The 17,883-nt window shown below is 60.7% G+C and carries 9 protein-coding genes and 1 tRNA gene; 1 reads left to right on the top strand and 9 read right to left on the bottom strand.

All coding sequences use genetic code 11. From position 1 onward, the window contains the following. Window positions 1-58: 58 nt before the first annotated feature. From AC1DWZ_RS13875 to AC1DWZ_RS13860, 4 genes are all read right to left on the bottom strand, one after another. Window positions 59-784: a DUF2497 domain-containing protein gene (locus AC1DWZ_RS13875; protein ID WP_477169509.1), complete on the bottom strand. Its 726-nt coding sequence runs from the start codon at window positions 782-784 to the stop codon at window positions 59-61. Window positions 785-1,027: 243 nt separating this feature from the next. After that, window positions 1,028-2,398, bottom strand: a complete 1,371-nt coding sequence (locus AC1DWZ_RS13870) for a TolC family outer membrane protein (RefSeq protein WP_477169508.1) — start codon at window positions 2,396-2,398, stop codon at window positions 1,028-1,030. A gap of 62 nt (window positions 2,399-2,460) precedes the next feature. After that, window positions 2,461-2,793: a rhodanese-like domain-containing protein gene (locus tag AC1DWZ_RS13865; RefSeq protein ID WP_477169507.1), complete on the bottom strand. Its 333-nt coding sequence runs from the start codon at window positions 2,791-2,793 to the stop codon at window positions 2,461-2,463. Window positions 2,794-2,802: 9 nt separating this feature from the next. Beyond that, complete coding sequence (locus AC1DWZ_RS13860; RefSeq protein ID WP_477169506.1) at window positions 2,803-3,516, bottom strand: protein-L-isoaspartate O-methyltransferase family protein; 714 nt, start codon at window positions 3,514-3,516, stop codon at window positions 2,803-2,805. Between the two features lie 344 nt (window positions 3,517-3,860). On the opposite strand from AC1DWZ_RS13860, the gene AC1DWZ_RS13855 reads away from it, so the two are divergent. Further along, a tRNA-Cys gene (locus tag AC1DWZ_RS13855) sits at window positions 3,861-3,934 on the top strand. Between the two features lie 165 nt (window positions 3,935-4,099). Here the strand turns inward: AC1DWZ_RS13855 and AC1DWZ_RS13850 are convergent. The 5 genes from AC1DWZ_RS13850 to AC1DWZ_RS13830 form a co-directional block, all read right to left on the bottom strand. After that, window positions 4,100-5,488 (bottom strand): TolC family outer membrane protein, encoded by a 1,389-nt coding sequence (locus AC1DWZ_RS13850; protein WP_477169505.1) that lies wholly within the window; start codon window positions 5,486-5,488, stop codon window positions 4,100-4,102. A gap of 146 nt (window positions 5,489-5,634) precedes the next feature. Further along, entirely contained in the window at window positions 5,635-6,963 is a 1,329-nt protein-coding gene (locus tag AC1DWZ_RS13845; RefSeq protein ID WP_477169504.1) for an HlyD family type I secretion periplasmic adaptor subunit, read from the bottom strand. Between the two features lie 58 nt (window positions 6,964-7,021). Beyond that, window positions 7,022-9,226: a type I secretion system permease/ATPase gene (locus tag AC1DWZ_RS13840; RefSeq protein WP_477169503.1), complete on the bottom strand. Its 2,205-nt coding sequence runs from the start codon at window positions 9,224-9,226 to the stop codon at window positions 7,022-7,024. 628 nt (window positions 9,227-9,854) lie between these two features. Beyond that, window positions 9,855-11,474 (bottom strand): class I SAM-dependent methyltransferase, encoded by a 1,620-nt coding sequence (locus AC1DWZ_RS13835; RefSeq protein ID WP_477169502.1) that lies wholly within the window; start codon window positions 11,472-11,474, stop codon window positions 9,855-9,857. Between the two features lie 146 nt (window positions 11,475-11,620). Then, the coding region (locus AC1DWZ_RS13830) for a DUF5801 repeats-in-toxin domain-containing protein (RefSeq protein ID WP_477169501.1) at window positions 11,621-17,883 on the bottom strand (6,263 nt) is incomplete at its 5' end.

The raw sequence follows: 17,883 nt of genomic DNA, 5'->3' as shown, positions 1-17,883 counted from the left end.
GGGCGAACAGGCGTCAAACCGGGGTCTGATCTAGGGAAACGGGCAGGAAATCAGCGATTTAGCTCAGCTCTGCCTTGCGCGAGAGCCGCTCGACCTCGCGGCGGACCAGCCGCTCGACGATTTCCTGAAGGTGCTCGTCGAGCCAGTCCTTGAGCATGGGCTCAATCGCCTGCCGAACCAAGGTTTCGACCAATAGCCCGTCAAGCGAGGTGGCCCGACCGGAGTTCACCTGGGGTTTCCGAGCCATAAGCTGCGCCATGGTCGCAGCACTGGCGGCTGCCACGTCGGGCGATATCAGCTCGCTATCCATCGGGATGTCGGCGGCAGCGGCCGCAGCCGGATCAACTTGAAGCGGCTCCACTGGCATGCCGTCATCGGCGGAGGCGCTGTCGCTGGCTCCCTCGTCAAGCTCGATATCGGGCATGGCATCAGGAAGCGCTGCTTCCGGTTCCGGCAGATCGGCCTGCGGCGCGGGCTCTGGCGCCACAACCTGCACGGGCTCCGGAGCAGGTGCGGGTTTTGCGGTGGCTGCAGGTGCCGGTGGCGGCGGGGCGGCTGGCGCAACCGGCGCTGGCTCTTCCTTTAGTTCGACAACATTGCTTTCGCCAACCACCATGTCGGTGAGGACAAGCGCGTCGTCATCCTCTTCCTCCGCGGCCGCATGACCATTGACTGCGGGAGCCGCGGTTTCTTCCTTCGGCTCGCCGTCCTCGGAGATGATGCGCCTGATGGAGGCGAGAATCTCCTCCATCGACGGTTCTTGATTGCCCTTGGCGTCCGACATTCACCAATCCCTGACCGGGTCACTCTTGCCCGGCGCTGCATATGACACTGCCTTTAAGCAATCTCCATGCCGAACCGAGTCGCTCCCAGCTATGTCGGCTATCGTAACGTCTTTATTGGCATTTCTCAAGAAATGGGAAATTGCCACGCACGCTGCACTAGATATGGCCGCAGATATGGCCGCAGATATGACCATTGCGGGGAGCCAGGGGAACCCGCCCCATCCCTGGGGCGGGTTCCATCCCTATTCGACCGACGGACCGGTGCCGATGAACTTGTTCCGCACGTCGTCATAGTGCTTCTGGGGGTCATAGACGCCCACATTAAGGGCCAGACTGCCAGCCGTGAGCCGACCAACCGACGCCAGAACCTGATAGCGGGCTACGACGAGGTCGGTCTGCGCCTGCACCAGGCTGACCTTGGCATTGAGTGCTTCGAGTTCGGCATCGAGCACATCGAGCACGGTACGGGCACCAACCTGCTGTTCCTGCTTCACGCCATCCAATGCTACCTCAGTGGCACGGACCTGCTCTTTGAAGGAATCGATCTGGGCCAATGCAGTCTCATAGGATTGCCAGGAATCGACCGCCGTCTGTTCGCCTGCACGGACAGCTTCGTCAATCTGCCTGCGGCTCTGCTGGTAGAGTTGCTTGGACTGGCGCACGCGCGCATCTGGCGCACCACCCTGATAGAGCGGCACACGCAGCACGCCGAGGATCTGCCCTTCATCCTGCGACTGCTCCTTCGAGCTCTGCTCTTCGACCCGCTGCCATGAGCCTTCGATCGAAACCGTCGGCAACAATTCGGAGAAAGCGGTGTCAATATCGTCCTTGGCTGCATCAGCCTGATACTTCGCAAAGATGATGCTGGGCGCGTTCATCGACTGCGCTACCGCTTCATCCTTGTTGGCCGGCAGATCCAGTTGGCTTTCCGGCATCTTGAGGTCGGTCGGCTCTTCGCCGATGACTTGGCGATAGACGGCCATCGAAGCGGTGACATTGCCTTCCGCGGCAATGCGGTCGGCAATGGCGCCTTGGAGGCGCGATTCCGCCTGCGCCACGTCGGTCCGGGTGACTTCACCAGCATCGAACCGGTCGCGGGTCGCCTGCAACTGCTGGGCAATGACATTTTCGTTGTTGCGGTTGAGGTCGAGAACCGCGCGGTCACGGACGACCTGCATATAGGCCTGCACCGCCTGCAACAGCACCTGCTGTTCGGAGTTCAGAAGGTTGGCACGACCCGACAGCACGCGGTTCTCGGCAGCCGAGGTCGCCGACACGGTTTCAAAGCCGCTGAAGACCGGTTGCGAAACTGTGACGCCGAAGCTGCGCGAGTTGAGATTTTGATCCAGCAGCAACGGTGTGTTCTGTTCGATCCAAGTCTTGCCACCCTGAACATTTCCCACCACGGTCGGGCGCCAGCCGCTCAACGCTTCCGGTACCTTTTCATCCGTCGCCCGCAATTGTGCGCGCGCAGCCTCCAATGTCGGGTTGCCGGCATAGGCCTGTGCCAGGGCTTCATTGAGATCGACCGCCAGTGCCGGCGTCACGAACGCGCTGCACAGCATGACTGCAAAAACTGCCGTCGCCGTATTCCCCAGATATCGCCGCTTCATGATCGTCAACCGTCCCTTCTCAACTCGAAAATCCCACCAGGAAGCCTGGCAAATAGTCCGTCTTAATAGCGCTGCATGCTTGGATCGATCTCGCGCGCCCAGGCGTCGATGCCGCCTTCGAGATTGACCGCATTGTCGAACCCTTGGCTGCGCAACCAAAGGGTAGCATGGAAACTCCGCATGCCATGATGACAGATCACCACCAGGGGCTTCTCATTCGTCAATTCTTTGGTCCGCTGTTGCAGCTCCCCCATTGGGATCGTCTGGCTCTCGGCAATCAGGCAAATCTTATGTTCCCAAGGTTCGCGCACGTCGAGCATGTCGACCGTAGCACCTTGTGCGATGAGATCGCGCAGCTTGCCTACGCCGATCTGAACTTCCTCGAACTCAGCCATGACCTACCGTCAGAACGCGAAAGTCCGCGCACGCTCAAAGCCCGGCAGCATGGCGGTATTGGCATCAAAGAGGACGCGCTGCGCGGCAACTGTGTCCCCGGAACCAGCGCGGGTCAGCAATACCGCGCGCCCAACCCCACCCTCGACATCGCGCAATACGGTCACCAGCCTGCCACCCTCGGCCAGCTGTTGAATGAGCCGCGATGGAATTTCTTCAACAGCCCCTTCGACGATGATCACCTTGAACGGGCCACTGGCGCTGTGGCCTTCGCCCAAGGCGCCAACCACCACCTGCACCGGCAACGAAAGGCCGGCCAGCGCCGCGCGAGCACCCTCGGCGAGGGCGGCATCGCTTTCCAGCGCCGTCACCACGCCGCCCATGCGGGCAGCGAGCGCAGCGCCGTAGCCGGTGTTGGCGCCCACCACAAGGACCTTATCACCGTCCTGCAGATGCGCCGTCTGCACGAGACGCGCCAGCACCATCGGTTCCATCATGTAGCGACCGCCACCGAGCGGCAAATCATCATCGATATAGGCACGCGCTTGCGCGGCACCACGGGCGAATTTTTCGCGCGGCAGATCGGCCAAGGCCTCGATCAGGCGCTCGTCGGTGACTTTGTTGGTCCGGATCTGGCCGTCGACCATGAAGCGCCGAGCGGCTGCGTAATCCTTGCTGCCTCCGCCTTGGCCCGTTCCCGCATTCATCGTTGCTGCCGTCACCATTTGCACCCTCTTGGCGTTTGCTGCACTCGCTTGCCAGTTATTGCACCGACGACCCGCCGCGATCGGTCCAGAGCAAGCATATCTGTTGGCCGACTCTTGCCGCCGACCATATGGTCAATTTTATAGCCGCATTGCCGCATTGCGACAAGCCAAGCCGCCTCCGGCGATGGATGCGGCCGGGGAGATGTCCGGGCGCGCACCCACCCCGAAATTCTCCTTAAATCATCGGGATGACTAACCATATTGACGGCATTTCGCGCTCTTGACCCTGCCCCGGTCGAGGCTCTATACGTGCGCTCGCCTTTCGGCGCGCCGGGCCCTCTGGGACCGCGACTGCGCCCGCAGGCCCGGTGGCAGAGTGGCCATGCAGAGGACTGCAAATCCTCGTACGTCGGTTCGATTCCGGCCCGGGCCTCCAATTGCCCCTAAGGTCTTAAAGGCTTTTGCCTCAATAACCCGCCCCTCCTCATTCGAAACGTCTCTGTGCGGCGGCGGCTGATTCTGGAGCTGATGCCCGCAGGCAAACAAAAACCCCGCAGCTTGCGCTGCGGGGTTTTCTCATCAAGCGCCTCAGCGCTGATCGTTACTCGGCGTAAGAAACCTCGTCCGGGGTCGCTTCAACCGGCATCGTGGCGCCGACGAACTGCACCAGTTCGCCCTGGGCGGCAATGATGCGGTAGTTGGCAAAGGTCTCGAACACACGCGCCGAAATCAGATCGTCCTTCGAGAGGAAGAGATCATTGGCGGCGTCGAGCAGATCGAGCAGGCCGCGCTGGCCGATATCGAACTGCTGCTGATAGACGTCCTTGGTCTGCTGGTTGGCATCAACCTGCTTTTCAAGGTTGGCGATGCTTTCCTGCTGGGTCTGACGATCGGCCCAGGAGGTACGGACATCTTCTTCAACCGAACGCTCGCGCTGGCGGAGCTGTTCGAGCTGCTCGTTGATGTGCTCCTTGAACTCCTTCGAGCGGGCAATATCGGCGCCGCCGCGATAGAGATTGTAGCGCACGAACAGCTGGGCAGCGGCGTTGTAGGTGTTGTCTTCGCGGCCGTTGTCATGCTGGTTGGTGTTGCCGGTCAGCTCGAGATTGACCTGCGGCCAGAACACCGAATCTTCCTTGTCCAATTCGGACTCGGCGACTTCGACGTCGTGCTTCTCAAGCAGGATCTTCGGATTGACCTGCATGCCGCGCGCAACCGACTGTTCGACATCTGCCGGGATCGGCAACTCGGTGGCGGTGGCGACCGGCTCGAGATCCTGGGCCGGCTGGCCGATCACGCGCAGGAAGGTCGCCTGCGAGTTACGCAGATCGCCCTGCACCTGGATCAGGCTCGAACGAGCCGTGGCAAGGCGGGCTTCCGCCTGACGGACGTCGGCGATGTTGCCACCACCAAGTTCGGCACGCTTCTGGACCAGGCCAAGGATTTCTTCGTGGGCGCGGACATTGTCTTCCGCATTGGTCACGCGCTCAGTGTGACGCATCACGTCGAGGTAAACTTCCGTAGCGTCGAGCGACTGAACCTGAGCTTCATCCTGAATGCGCTCGGCCTGCGACTTGATGCGGCCGATCTGACGTTCGACTTCACTATCCGTGAAGCCGCCATCAAAGATGCGCTGCTGCAAGCTGATCTGGGCGTCCTGCTTAAACAGCACGCGGCCATGGTCATGCGGCCCCTGGTTCAAGGTTGCATCCGGATGGTCGACGCCACCATTTTCCGAGAATTCCGGGCCCATGTTGAACTGGGCATCGATCTGCGGCAAATAGAGGCCGCGCGCCTGGCGCAATTCATGATCGATGGAACGGCGGTTCTTCACCTGCTCGCCCACCGTCGGGTTGGTTGTGACCACCAGCTGAATCGCTTCCTTGAGCGACATGGCTTGCGCGCCATTCAGGCCGACACCGAAAGTTGTTCCGACTACGGCGCCCAACAGAAGCGCTTTCGTGATGCGCGTCCGCGTTACTTCACTCATGTTCGCTACCCCCAAAGCTGACCCCGGTTTACGAATCTTGCCGATTCGCGTCCAGGAAGACAACATGTTTACCCGTTAATCATATTTTAAGGCAATTCCACTCAAAGCTTCTACCTGATTTAGCCTTTTGATGCAGCAACTTTTTCTCATCTTTCCGTCAGCGCTTGCTCGCGTGCTTTCAGGATTGGCTTCAGCAAATACTCTAGGACTGTTTTCTTGCCTGTCAGGATATCCACCGAGGCAGTCATACCCGGAATGATAGGCAGATCCTGGCCTTCTTTGCCGATCAGGAAGTTTCTATCGGTACGCAGCCGCACCCGGAAATACAACTCTTTCTTCTCATTCTCAATGGCATCGGCGCTGATGTCTTCGACCTGTCCGTCAAGCCCGCCATAGATCGAAAAATCATAAGCTGTGATCTTCACTTTGGCCGGCTGACCAGGGGCGATGAAGCCGCGATCCTGGGGGCGGATATTTGCCTCGATCAGCAGATTGTCCTCGATCGGGACGATTTCCATGATGTCCTGGGCGGGCTGAATGACACCCCCGATGGTCCGAATCTTGATGTCCTTAACGGTACCCTTGACCGGAGATAGGACTTCAGTCCGGCGGACTTTTGCGCCGGCATCCTTCATCGATTCCGTAACCGTTGATAGATCTGTCTGGTGCTTCGAAATTTCCTGCGCAGCCTGGGCACGATAGGTCTGGACGGCTTCGGCCATCTTCGATTGCGCCGCCTGCAAGGCGGCGGTCGCAGCTGGCCGTTCGGCCTGGGCGTTTTCGATATCTGCTTGGAATTGCTGGACTTGTTGCTGGCCTTCCAGCACTTCGTTTTCACCGGCGCCGCCAGCGGCACGCAGCTTGATCAGATTGTCGAGGCGCTTCTGCGCGGTGCCGATCAGGCTGCGGGCCGATTTGATCTTCGTATCGATAGCACGCACTTCCTGCTGCCGTTGCGCCACTTCGTCGTTAAGGGTCGCCTGCTGTGACCGGAGCTGGGCCGCGCGCACTGTGAACTGGCCCTTCTCGGCGTTAACCTTGTCCGGATATTTGTCGACCAGATCCTGTGGAAACTTGATGTCGTCAGCGGTTTTGACACCATCGATTTCTGCCTGCAGGCGGGCGATGGCCGCCGTCGCGATGTAGAAACGCTGGGTGAGCTCGGCAAGGCTCGCCACCGCCGTATCATTGCGGATGATGAGGATCGGCTGCCCCTTTTCGACCGTCTGGCCGTCCCGAACCTTCATTTCCTCCAGGATACCACCGTCAAGGCTCTGGATGACCTGGGTTTGGCTCGACGGCACGACCTTGGCTTCACCGCGGGTGATGACGTCGAGGACGGCGTAATTCGACCAGACGAGGAAAACGACTGCGATGATGAAGATGGCGCCCAGCAGCAAATGGCCGAACAGGCGGGTGCCTTCCTTTTCAGAGGCAGCCGGATCGATCCAGAGATCTTTGTTGGTAATCGACATATTTAGTTCCTACTGGGGTCGGCCCATGCAGTTATTTGGCCATCTGGAATATTCGGCGTCAGCCTTCATTGGCGCGGATGCGCCCTTTCATGAGCGCATCGAGCACACCGGCCTTCGGGCCGTCCGCCACGACTTTGCCGCGGTCGAGCACGATGAGGCGATCAACCAGTGACAGCATCGAATTGCGATGTGTCACCAGCATCATGGTCTTCCCGTGCGCGATCTCGCCCAGGCGACTCTTGAAAGAGTTCTCGGTCGAGTTGTCCATCGAGCTGGTCGGCTCGTCGAGCAACAGGATTGGCGGATTGAGCAGCATCGCGCGCGCCACCGCCACCGACTGCCGCTGACCGCCGGACAGATAGCGGCCATTCTCGCCGACCGGCATGTCGTAGCCCGACGGATGCTGGCGCACGAACTGATCGACACCGGCCAAGGTCGCAGCGCGAATGACCGAATCCTCGTCCACGTAGGGCGCACCCAGCGTGATGTTATCTTTCACGGAACCGAAGAAGAGATGCGGGTCCTGCAGCACGCAACCAACGCTCTGGCGCAGATCGGTGGGGTCGAGCTGCCGAATGTCGACGCCGTCGACTAGCACGGCGCCTTCGGAAGGCTCAAAGAGGCCCAGCACAAGACGTTCGATCGTGGTTTTGCCGGATCCGATGCGCCCGACAATGCCGACGCGTTCGCCCGGCTGGATGCGGAACGAGACACCATCCAGCGCCGCCACCTGCGAGTTCGGATATTTGAACTGCACATTGCGGAATTCAATGGCGCCTTCGATGATCGGCCGGCGCAGGAAGACCTTGCCTTGCGGCCGTTCGACCGGCAAAGCCATCATCCGGTTGAGGCCCTTGAGCGATGTCCAGGACTGATGGAAACGCACGATCAGGCCGGCGATCTGGCCCAACGGCGCCATGGCACGGCTGGTCAGCATCGAGGCAGCCACCATCGCACCGGTTGTGAGTGCCGGCGTATTCGAGGCTGGATCGTGGGTGAAGATCTTGTAGCAGGCGACGATGATGACGCCGGCAAACGCCAGGTTCGAAGACATCATCACGAAATTGACCGCGATCGTCGACCAGAAGCGCGAGGTCTTGGCGGATTCGGATGACGCTGCGACATAGCCGTCCCAATCGCGCTGCATCTGCCCTTCGGCCGAGCTCGCCTTGATCATATCGAGGCCGTTGATCGCCTCGACCAGCGTCGCATGCTTCTGGGCACTTTCGCGGTACGACCGCTCGACCGCCCGCTTCATCGGGATCTGCACCAGGACGCTGACTGCGATCACGATCGGGATCAGCACTGCCGGCACGATCGCCACTTCACCCGCGATCACATAGACGATGATCAGGAAGATGAAGACAAACGGCAGATCGATGATCGCCGACAGCGTTGCCGAGGTGAAGAAGTCGCGCAGGCTTTCATAAGATTGGATGTTGCTGGCAAAGGCGCCGGCCGATTGCGGTCCAGCCGCCATGCGGATCGACAGCATCTGCTGGAACAATGCTGAGGACACTTTGCGGTCGAGCGACTTGCCAGCCATGTCGAGGAAATAGGCCCGCAGCGTGCGCAGAATGAAGTCAAAGCCGAACACCAGCAGCACGCCGGCCGCCAGCATCATCAGCGTTTCTTCGGCCTTGTTGGGGACGACGCGGTCATAGACCTGCATCGAGAAGAGCGAAGTACCGATGGTGAAGAAATTGATCAGCAATGCCGCGATGACGACCTCGATATAGACCGGGGTATAGCGCATGACATTGGCCCAGAACCAATTGCGGCCCTTGGCTTCGGTCATATCGGCGCTGCGGTTGTCGAGGCGGATCTTCGGCCGCACCACCAGCATCTGGCCGGTATAAAGTTCGGTCAACGTCGTCAGAGCGACCGTGTGCGATCCATCCATCGTGTCGGGTGTTGCCACCTCGACCTTGCCATCACGCGGCACGGACAACATCACACAGGCTTTGCGATCCTTCAGCAGCAGAACCGCAGGCAAGGTCATGGCGTCGACCTTATCGAGCTTCTTCCGGACCTTGTTGGCAGAGAGGCCCACGCGGTCGGCCGCACGCAGGAACAGGTCAGGCGTCAGGCCTTCATCCGAGATCGGCAAGCCATGGGCAATGGCCGCCGGCGAGCGCGGATTGGAAAAGATACGCGTCAGGATGACCAGGCAGGAGAGCAATGGATCATCGCGCATTGCCGGGCCGGAATATTCCACCGGCGGTCCCGCGGGCACAGCAGGTGCCACCTGATTCATATTCATCTTCATGCCCGCGGGCAGGCCACCCGGCGGTATCGCGCCAGCTGGAATGCCACCAGTGGGCGGAACGGGGCCTTTGGGGCCGCCGGGGCCAGCCGCACCCGGCTGCGCTGCGCTGCCGGCAGGCGCGCCCGCATTCACTGGGCCTGCACCCGTTGGGCTGGCATTGGCAGGACCCGTATTCGGGGCGCTCGTATTTGCCGCACTGACGGTCGTAGGCTTCACACCGGGAGCGGTGGAAGAGGCGGTATTGCTGGAGGGGGTCGCACCGGGCTGACCGGCGGTGGGGCTTGATGACATCAGGTGAAGTCCAATTCTTTCAGGCCGTTCCGGGCGCCTTTTATCATATTTTCGGGTGTCCGTAAGGCCGTGTAGTGTGATCGATGATACGTATCTGAGGAAAAGTGAAAGCAGCGTGACATGGCCCGACGGTGCGCATGCTGCAGCGCACCAAAGCGAGCATTTCCGCCATTTCCATTGACCGACAAACCAAGCCTCTCCCCTCGCCGCCTGGACGCACGGTCAAGAGCTTAGGCCGATTTGGTTAACCGGAGGTTTCAGCTGCGGTTGCGATCCATCCGATTCTTCGGGCGATTTGACCAAAATCACCGGTCCATCGGACGCGCGACCTTCAGGCGGGGCGCAAAACTCCCATCCTCACCAAGGCCGACAGGTCTTCGCTGGCAAATTGCGTGAGCTGCTCAAGGAGATGGTTGCGAATTTCCGCCGGATCCGTGATCGACTTGCCATTCTTGGCCGGTCGCAGGCCACGAGCATCCATCTGCGCTTGAACGCGCGCCGCGAAATCGCCGATGCTGCCCCCCGCAGTCTGGAACTCGTTCAGGAAAAGAACGCCATTCAAGCCACAGGCGACGGTGCTGCCGGTGACGGGACTGACCATGAGTGCACTGCGTCTACCGGCGAGCGCCATGGCAAGTTCAATAATATTGGCCTTGAGCGGAATTGTGTACCGACCCACTTTGCCATCGGTGATGGTCGCCAGTTCCTGCGGCCGCGGCGGCACTGTTGCTGCGGGCGTCAGATGCTGAGCTGCCGTCAAGAGAGCCAGAAGGCGGGAAATGTCTCCGGCAGAACCACTTGCTTTGGTGATGGCTGCAACGAAATCACCTTCGGTGCCTGCCCAACCGTTGACCGCCTCGATGAGAGGCTTGAACCTTGCGGGATCGATTGTGATGGTGCCACGACGTACCTTGATCGTCGGGCTGATCTTGTCGAGCGATTTTGACGCCACCAGGCATTGGCGCGCGCGTTGCGCCGCGATCTCGGCCGGTGCCAGGCGACCATGGCCGCGCACGAAGACGTCGCGGCGAAACTTCTGGCTGATGAGAAAATCCTGGACCAATTGGGCGCGCCGCTGGTCCGGCTGCTGGCTGTACTGGGCTTGACCTTCCTCCGTCAGCAGCCAGTCGGTGTGATTTTCCATCAGCGTCGCCGAGCCAACGAATTCGAGCTTGGCAGCCGCCATCTCGTCCGCCACGTCGGCGCCATAGAAGGCGTTCCAGTCGCCATTCAGAAATTCGTGCGCCAGATACCTGTCCGGCTTTTGCGCCAGGGCGTTGAGCGCAGCGACAGCCTGTGGCGTGGCCCCGAAATAGCCGGCTTTGATCGCACCCAGGCTCTTCATGCGATCCAGCGCCGACCGCAATCGCTTCAAAGTGTCGCCCGTACCCGTCGCCGAGAATTCCTTCAGCAGGCGCTGCAGCGGCGCCTCCATCGACCAGCCGGGTTGGCAATTATAGCTGTTGTAAACCAGGCCGCCCGGTTGCATGCGATCAAAGAGAATATGCTGGACCGCCACGCGCGCATCGGCCGATATCCAGCTGTAGATGCCGTGCAGTGCCGCGAAATCGAACATGCCGAACGAACGCGCAATGCCCTGTCCTGCTGCATCTGCGGCGAGGTCCTGAAAGCTCGCCTCGACGAAGCTTAGATTGTCGAGCCCCAGCGCCTGGGCCCGGCGCCGGGCGAAGTCGATATGGGCCGGGTTGAAATCAACGCCGACAAAACGCCCGTTGGGAAAGGCGGCGGCAAAGACCGTGATGGAATGGCCGAGCCCACAACCGAGCTCAAGATAGGAGAATGGCTGGTCGAGCGGCCGCGGCACGCAGCCCTGCAGCCCCGCCACATAATTGATCCATACCGGCGACTGCTCCCGATAGACATTGTCGGTATAGAGCGTGTCGGTGACATAACCCTCCGACCAGTTCGCCGAAATCGCGCCGATAGACATCGATAGCTGAGCCCCCTACCCGACTGTTTCGGCGCCAGATTATAGGCTTAGTGTCTCCAGGGTAAGAAAAAGTTCAATCCAGCGCCCGACCCAAAAGAAAAGGGCGGCCCGAAGGCCGCCCCCATCATTCAGTTTGGCCAAGCAGCTTAGTTGCTACCGGCATTCACGATGATATCGCTATCGACATAGAGGTGAACCGTGTTCCCGCCGCTGGTGCCGGTATAGTGGGTATAACCCGCCTGATCCTGCGTACCAGAAACCGTCAACGCGTTTCCGCCGTTATTGTCGATAAACACGCTGTCGCTCGCATCGCCCTTGATGAACAGCGGAACGGCGTTCGAGTCAGTGATGTTGAGCACGTCGTCAGCATTGAGGCGATTATTACCACTGTTGCCGCTGTTGCCCAACTGGACGTTGTCATGGCCAACACCGAGGTCGATCACTTCGATGTTCTCGAAATGGGCATCATCGAAGTTCGTGCCGATGGTGGTCACGCTGGAACGCAACACAACCGTGTCGGTACCGGTCCCACCGTTGAAGGTGTCATCGCCACCACCACCGACGAGCATGTCGTCGCCGCCGTTGCCGAGCAGTGTTTCAATCCCGGAGGTCCCGATAAGGATCTCATGGTTGTTGCCACCTGTCAGGGTGCTCGACGATTCGTAGGTGATGGTTACATCCGGTGTCGTATCGGTCAGCGACCCATCCGACAAGGTGTAAGTCATGACCGTCGACTCACCGTCGCTCAGTTCCGTACCTTGGCCCTGTGAGGTGTCGAGTGTGAATGTGATCGACGATCCACTGTGGTTCGGGCTGACATCGAAGTTGGCCGAGTCACTGGTGCTTGCCCCGGTGATGGTCAGGGGGTTGCCATCAGCGTCGGTGTCATTCTTCAGCAGCCAGGAGTCATGCACCGTCACCACGCCAGTTTGATTGGTGATGATGTAATCCTGGCCAATCGCCGGCGCATGGTTGCTGGCAAGGTTCACAGAGTCGCTGCCGCTGCCGCCGGTATTGCCGGCTGCGTCGGTGTAGCTGCCAGCGGTGATCGACGCAGAACCCACGCCGTTAAACCCGGCGGTCTTAGTGAAGGTCGCCGTGTAGGTCTTGCCGCTGGGATCGCCCACGTCGACGGCGAGTCCAGAGATGCTGCCACCCACAGTGGTGATATCACCCGCCGCGAAGCCACTCGGGACTTCGCTGAAGACGAATTTCACGACCGAGCTAGTGTCGGCATCGTTGAGCGACGCATCGACGATGTTGACCGCGACCGTCGGATTGACGCGGTCCACCGGGACCGCATCAAAGTTGAAGTTGCCGGCATTGCCAACGGCATCGGTATAGCTGCCGTTGAGCACCGATACCGTGGCGTTGCCTTCGAAATTGTCGGCAGCGTTGAAGGTTGCGGTCCAGGTCTTGCCGCTGGGATCGCTGCCCAGATCCTGGGTGAGGCCCGTCACCGTGCCGCCAACCGCCGCGACATCCACCGCAGAGAAGCCAACCGGGACTTCAGAGAAGATGAAGGTCACGACCGAGCTGTTGTTGCTGTCGCTCTGCGAGGCGTCGACGATATTGACGGCAACCGTGGGGGCTGTCGTGTCGATCGAGACGTCGTAGTTGGACGACGGTGCCGAGGTGGTGCCCAAGGTCGCCGTGGCGTTGAAGTGATGATCCGACCCGTTCGGCAGTGCCGCCGTGGTGAAGGTCCAGTTGCCGAGACCGTCCGAGATGGCATCGCCGAGATAGGAGGCGCCGTCATAGACTTTAACCAGCGACCCGGCATCAGACGTGCCATGCAGCACGAGGACCGTGTCGTCGGTCGAACCGTTATCCGGCACCACGCCCTGGATCGAGCCGACATTGTCGTCGATCGAGGTGATGGCAGGCGGTGCTACAACATTGTGGATCGTGATGACCAGATCCGCACCGCCCGGAATGGTGTTGGCATTGTCGCTATCGGTGCCACCCGCGGCGTCATGGTCGCCATCGGCGTCCTTGGTCGTGTAGTGGAACTTCACATCGGTGTCGGCAGCGACCGACCCCGGTGCCAGGCTGTAGGCGCCGGTGTCGAAGTTGAAGGTCATCTTGCCGAAGCCGGTATCGAAGCTCACCAGATGGCCGTTGACGACCACATTGGTACCACCGATCGCCGTAACATTCGCCGCCACGCCATCCCACGAGAAGGTGACGTCGAAAGCGTTGTTGGCGCTGTCGTAGACGAAGCTGTCGACGAAGGTCGTGCCGTTGCCAGCCACATCCGGCGTGGTGTGCAGTACACCCGTATCACCAACACCCGATGTATCGACACCGGTCAACACGTTGCCGGCGATCGGCTGATTGGCGATGGTGCCGACCAACTGGGTGGCGAGGTCGGAAGCGTTATGGACATAGATCACCTGGCCGTCCGGCGAGTCATTGCCATCGGGATCGGCAACGTCCTTGAGGTCGCTGTCCGGGTTGTTGTTGTCGCCGTTGATCCCGTCACCGACCGCAACCGCATAGACATGATCGATATCGTTGGCCGGGTTCTCGAGGAACGCGTCCCAGGTATCCTTCTGGCTCTGGGTGAGATGGTTGCCGCTGCCGCCACCGGTGGTGGGATCACCATCCGAGAGGAAGTAGACGACATTCTGGGCACCCGGGATCTTGCCGGCTGCGACCCAGGCGTCATCCGCCGTTTCCACTGCCGCCTGATAGTTGGTGAGATCCTGCGGGGTGAAGGTGTTGATCTCGGCGATCGCCGCCGCGACGCTGCTCCAGGCGAGCTGGATCTCGGCGCCGGTCGTGAACGACACGATGGTGACCTTGACCTCGCCCAGGGCGTCATAGGCATTGAGCAGCTGAATGAGCGCCGCCTTGCAGAAGTTGAGACGCGACTGCGTCCCCGCCGTGTTGGCATCTGCGTCGTCACCCATCGAGCCCGAGATGTCGAGGATCACCATGATGTTGGTGTCCTGAGTCACGTTCTCATTGCCCGCATTGGCGTCGTTGAAGTTGATCGGCGCGATGTCGGCCACGGTTGCAATGTGCAGCACCGCGGTATCCGTATCGCCGTCACCATCTTGCAGCGTGTAGGTCACGTTCATCGTGCCCGCAGCGCCATCTGTCTGGGTGAAGGAGTAGTTGCCGTGGCTGTCCATGGTCATCGTGCCGTGGCCCGGGATATTATGGGGCACGCCGTCAGCGTTGTAGTCGTTGCCGTCGATGGTGAACTTGGTCACTTCGCCCTTCGCGAAGCCGGTCTTCACGTCGGCGCCCGAGCTGTCGTTATTCGTCACATTGCCGGTGATCGGCGTACCGATGGTCACCACAGCATTGTTGTCATCCACCGCATCCGGACCGTCATCCTTGAAGGTCAGGGTGAGCGCGCTCGACGAGGTGAGCGACTGGGTGTCGCCATCCTTGTCGGTCGCGGTCGCAGTTACATAGATCAGGTTCGCAGTCGCCGAGAGCGCGTCGTCCGGGTTGCCGGCCACGTGCTTGATCGGCCAGACCTGCTGCAGCGTGACATTGCTGCCGGAGATCGAGACCTGGAAGACGATGACACCGTTGTTCGGACCACCGACGACCTTGCCCTGGATCGCGCCGCCAACATTGAACAGCTGGATCGCGTTGCCATTAAGGTCGGTCAAGCCCGTGCCCGTGCCGTCGGCGACGGCAACACCGCCAGCGCCGGTCAGCTTATAGGTCAGGCCACCGCCAGCCGCGGCGCCGTCGGCACCGAAGTTGACGCCGGTGAAGAGGCCGGCAACGCCCGCCACAGCCGGCGGACCATAGATGCCGGTTTCGTCGACGGTCAGGCTTGGCGCAGGCTGCGTCGAGAGCGACAGCGACGGACGGTCGTCATCGATGTTGATCGGCAGACTCGTATCGATCGAGCCGCCAATATTGGTCGCCGTCACTTTGACGCCGCCGAGGACATTGTCCTCGCTGGCGCTGTTGCTGTGCTGGACCGGGTTGAGCAGCGTCACCGTGTAGGCGCCCGTGGTGCTGTTGGTAATCTCGATCTTCACCAGCTGGGTACCGCCAGCCGAGAGGATCAAGGTCCCGGTACCGTTGCCGGTGATGTTGTCGATGGACTGCCCGCTCAGGTTCTTGAACGCGCTGACGTCCGCCAGGGTGGTCGACAAAGTCAGCGTACCGACATTGCCGTTCCAGTTGAGACCCGCAAGGGTGTCGTTCCAGATCGCTTCGGACTGCGAGTTCTTGCCACCGATATCGTCGCCGGGGGCCGTGTCGCTGTTCGGCGCAGTCGGGTCGTTGACGATGCCACCGGCGAGACCGTCTTCATCGACCAGAACCTGGCCCTGCGTGCCAAGGGAGGGCGGCGGGGCATTCTTCAGATCGACGCTGAAGGTCGCCGTGTCGCTGTCGTTATCGGCATCGACGATCTTGTAGGTGAAGTTGAGGTTGGGGGCGTTCGAGCTGGTGGTCTGCTTGAACGACCAATCGCCATCCTGCTCGATATGCAGGATACCGACGCTGTTGCCGGCGTTGCCGAGCGTGCCGTCCGCCTTCACGTAGAAGTCGGAGCCGCCGCCAGCCACATTCTGCCAGCTACCGCCGATGTTGACCTGGGTGAGCTTAGTCACCGCGTCGGCACCGGTGTAATCGTTCAACAGAAGGTTGGTGCCGGCGATCGCCGAGCCGAAGCTGCCGATGCTCAGCGTACCGTCATTGACCGCATCCACCTGGTCGTCATCGACCAGGAACTTGACGATCGTCGTGGTCTTGTCGTTGTCACCGTCGGTCAAGGTGACCGTAACATCGAACTTCACCTGGCCTTCGGTGTTGTTGTCGCCGCTGTTGTAATCCGGGTTGGCGTTGGTGCTGTCCTGCATCAGGGGCTGGAGCAACTCATATTCCACCGTGTTGCCGACGATCTTGATCGTGAAGACCGTATGGGCGGCATCGTGGATGTTGTTGGCATAGCCGGTGATGGTCTGACCATCGGCCGAGGTCACCATGGTGATCGGCGCGCCATCGCTCGAACGGCGCAAGCCGCTGTCGATGTCGCCATGGACGTCAACATCGTTTGCGTTGAGCGTGAGCGGGAACGGCGACTTGCCGCCATCCGCACCCGGCGAGACATTGAGCAGCGCGATCGACTTCACGCCACCGATAGCATCGCCCGAGCTGTTGCCCAGATCGTTGTTGCCTTCCGGCGACAGCCAATCTTCGTCGAGATAACCGTACTCACCACCGTGATGAGCCGTGCCCTCACCCTGGCCGGTATGCTGGTCGACATAGTCGTTGAGCGAGAGGGTCGGCGTATCGTCGTCGACGTTGATCTTGACCGTGCTGTTGACGGTATCGCCATCGTTATCCTTCACCTGATAGTTGACGGTGAATTCGACGTTGTTTTCGTTGTTGCCGTCAGCGTGCTTGATGGCTGCCAGCTGGGTCACTGTGTAGTTGCCGCTGGTGTCGTCCGCGAGAGCGATCTTGAGAACCGGCGTACCGTTCTGCGAGATCGTCAACGTCTTGCCGCCGTCCGTGAGGGCCTGGGTGAAGCCCATGCCGCCCGGCAGGTTGGCACTCGTCAGCAGTGTCGAACCAGCACCGTCCGTACCGTAGCCGTGCGAAAGCGTACCCACGGAATTGGCAGAGTTGGCATCGTCGCCATTGCCATTCGGATTGCCGCCAGGCAGCGCATCATCATCCTTGAGGACGATGTTGTTGCCACTGGCGCTCGGCCCGTCATCATAGAAGGTGACCTTGTTGCCGACGTTGACGGACTTGGCAACGCCGTCGCCATCGGCATCGGTCGCCGTCACGGTGACGACCAGCGCTGAGGTGTCGATGCTGTCGGAATCGTCCGGATTGTTCGGGTTGGCGTGCTTGATCGGCAGATACTGCGCGACCGACAATTCACCATTCTGGTCGATGGTCACCGCGAAGACCGGCTTGCCATCGTCCGGGCCGCCGGAGACGCGGCCGACGACAACGCCATTTTCCGTGGTCAGGACGATGTCACGGGTGGCACCGCCGCTGTCCTTGAAATCGAGACCGGAGTCGACGCCTTCGCCCGACGCGCTGAGCGCCACCACGAGACCGCCGCCCGGTGCGGCACCATCGGCGCCGAAGTCGACACCGACATCAATGACCGAGTCACCATCCTTGGCATACTCGATGATCGCACCGGCGCCGACCACGTTGACGAGAGCAGCGGGAGCGCTGTTGTTGTTCTGATCGTCACGCTGGTTGCTGGGCGATTCGTCGATCTCGACAGAGCCATGATGGCTGGTGTCGAGGCACAGGATCGGCCCGTCATCGACGACTTTGACGGTGAGGCCGCCGCTGGCCTGGGTGTGGTCGCCGTCTTCGACGGTGTAGGAGAAGCCGAGTTCCTTGAGGATGTCGCCGACATTGACCGTGGGGTTGACGCCCTCGCGGTTGTCGAAGCCGT

The organism is Dongia sp. P2_B8 (assembly GCF_056404715.1).
The sequence above is the reverse complement of the archived record's forward strand: the minus strand, read 5'-3'. Positions and strand labels throughout refer to the sequence as shown.

What these genes read in the sequence shown, in the direction of transcription:
- AC1DWZ_RS13875 (WP_477169509.1), bottom strand. Translation starts at nt 784, where the DNA reads ATGTCGGACGCCAAGGGCAATCAAGAACCGTCGATGGAGGAGATTCTC.
- AC1DWZ_RS13870 (WP_477169508.1), bottom strand. Translation starts at nt 2,398, where the DNA reads ATGAAGCGGCGATATCTGGGGAATACGGCGACGGCAGTTTTTGCAGTC.
- AC1DWZ_RS13865 (WP_477169507.1), bottom strand. Translation starts at nt 2,793, where the DNA reads ATGGCTGAGTTCGAGGAAGTTCAGATCGGCGTAGGCAAGCTGCGCGAT.
- AC1DWZ_RS13860 (WP_477169506.1), bottom strand. Translation starts at nt 3,516, where the DNA reads ATGGTGACGGCAGCAACGATGAATGCGGGAACGGGCCAAGGCGGAGGC.
- AC1DWZ_RS13850 (WP_477169505.1), bottom strand. Translation starts at nt 5,488, where the DNA reads ATGAGTGAAGTAACGCGGACGCGCATCACGAAAGCGCTTCTGTTGGGC.
- AC1DWZ_RS13845 (WP_477169504.1), bottom strand. Translation starts at nt 6,963, where the DNA reads ATGTCGATTACCAACAAAGATCTCTGGATCGATCCGGCTGCCTCTGAA.
- AC1DWZ_RS13840 (WP_477169503.1), bottom strand. Translation starts at nt 9,226, where the DNA reads ATGAATATGAATCAGGTGGCACCTGCTGTGCCCGCGGGACCGCCGGTG.
- AC1DWZ_RS13835 (WP_477169502.1), bottom strand. Translation starts at nt 11,474, where the DNA reads ATGTCTATCGGCGCGATTTCGGCGAACTGGTCGGAGGGTTATGTCACC.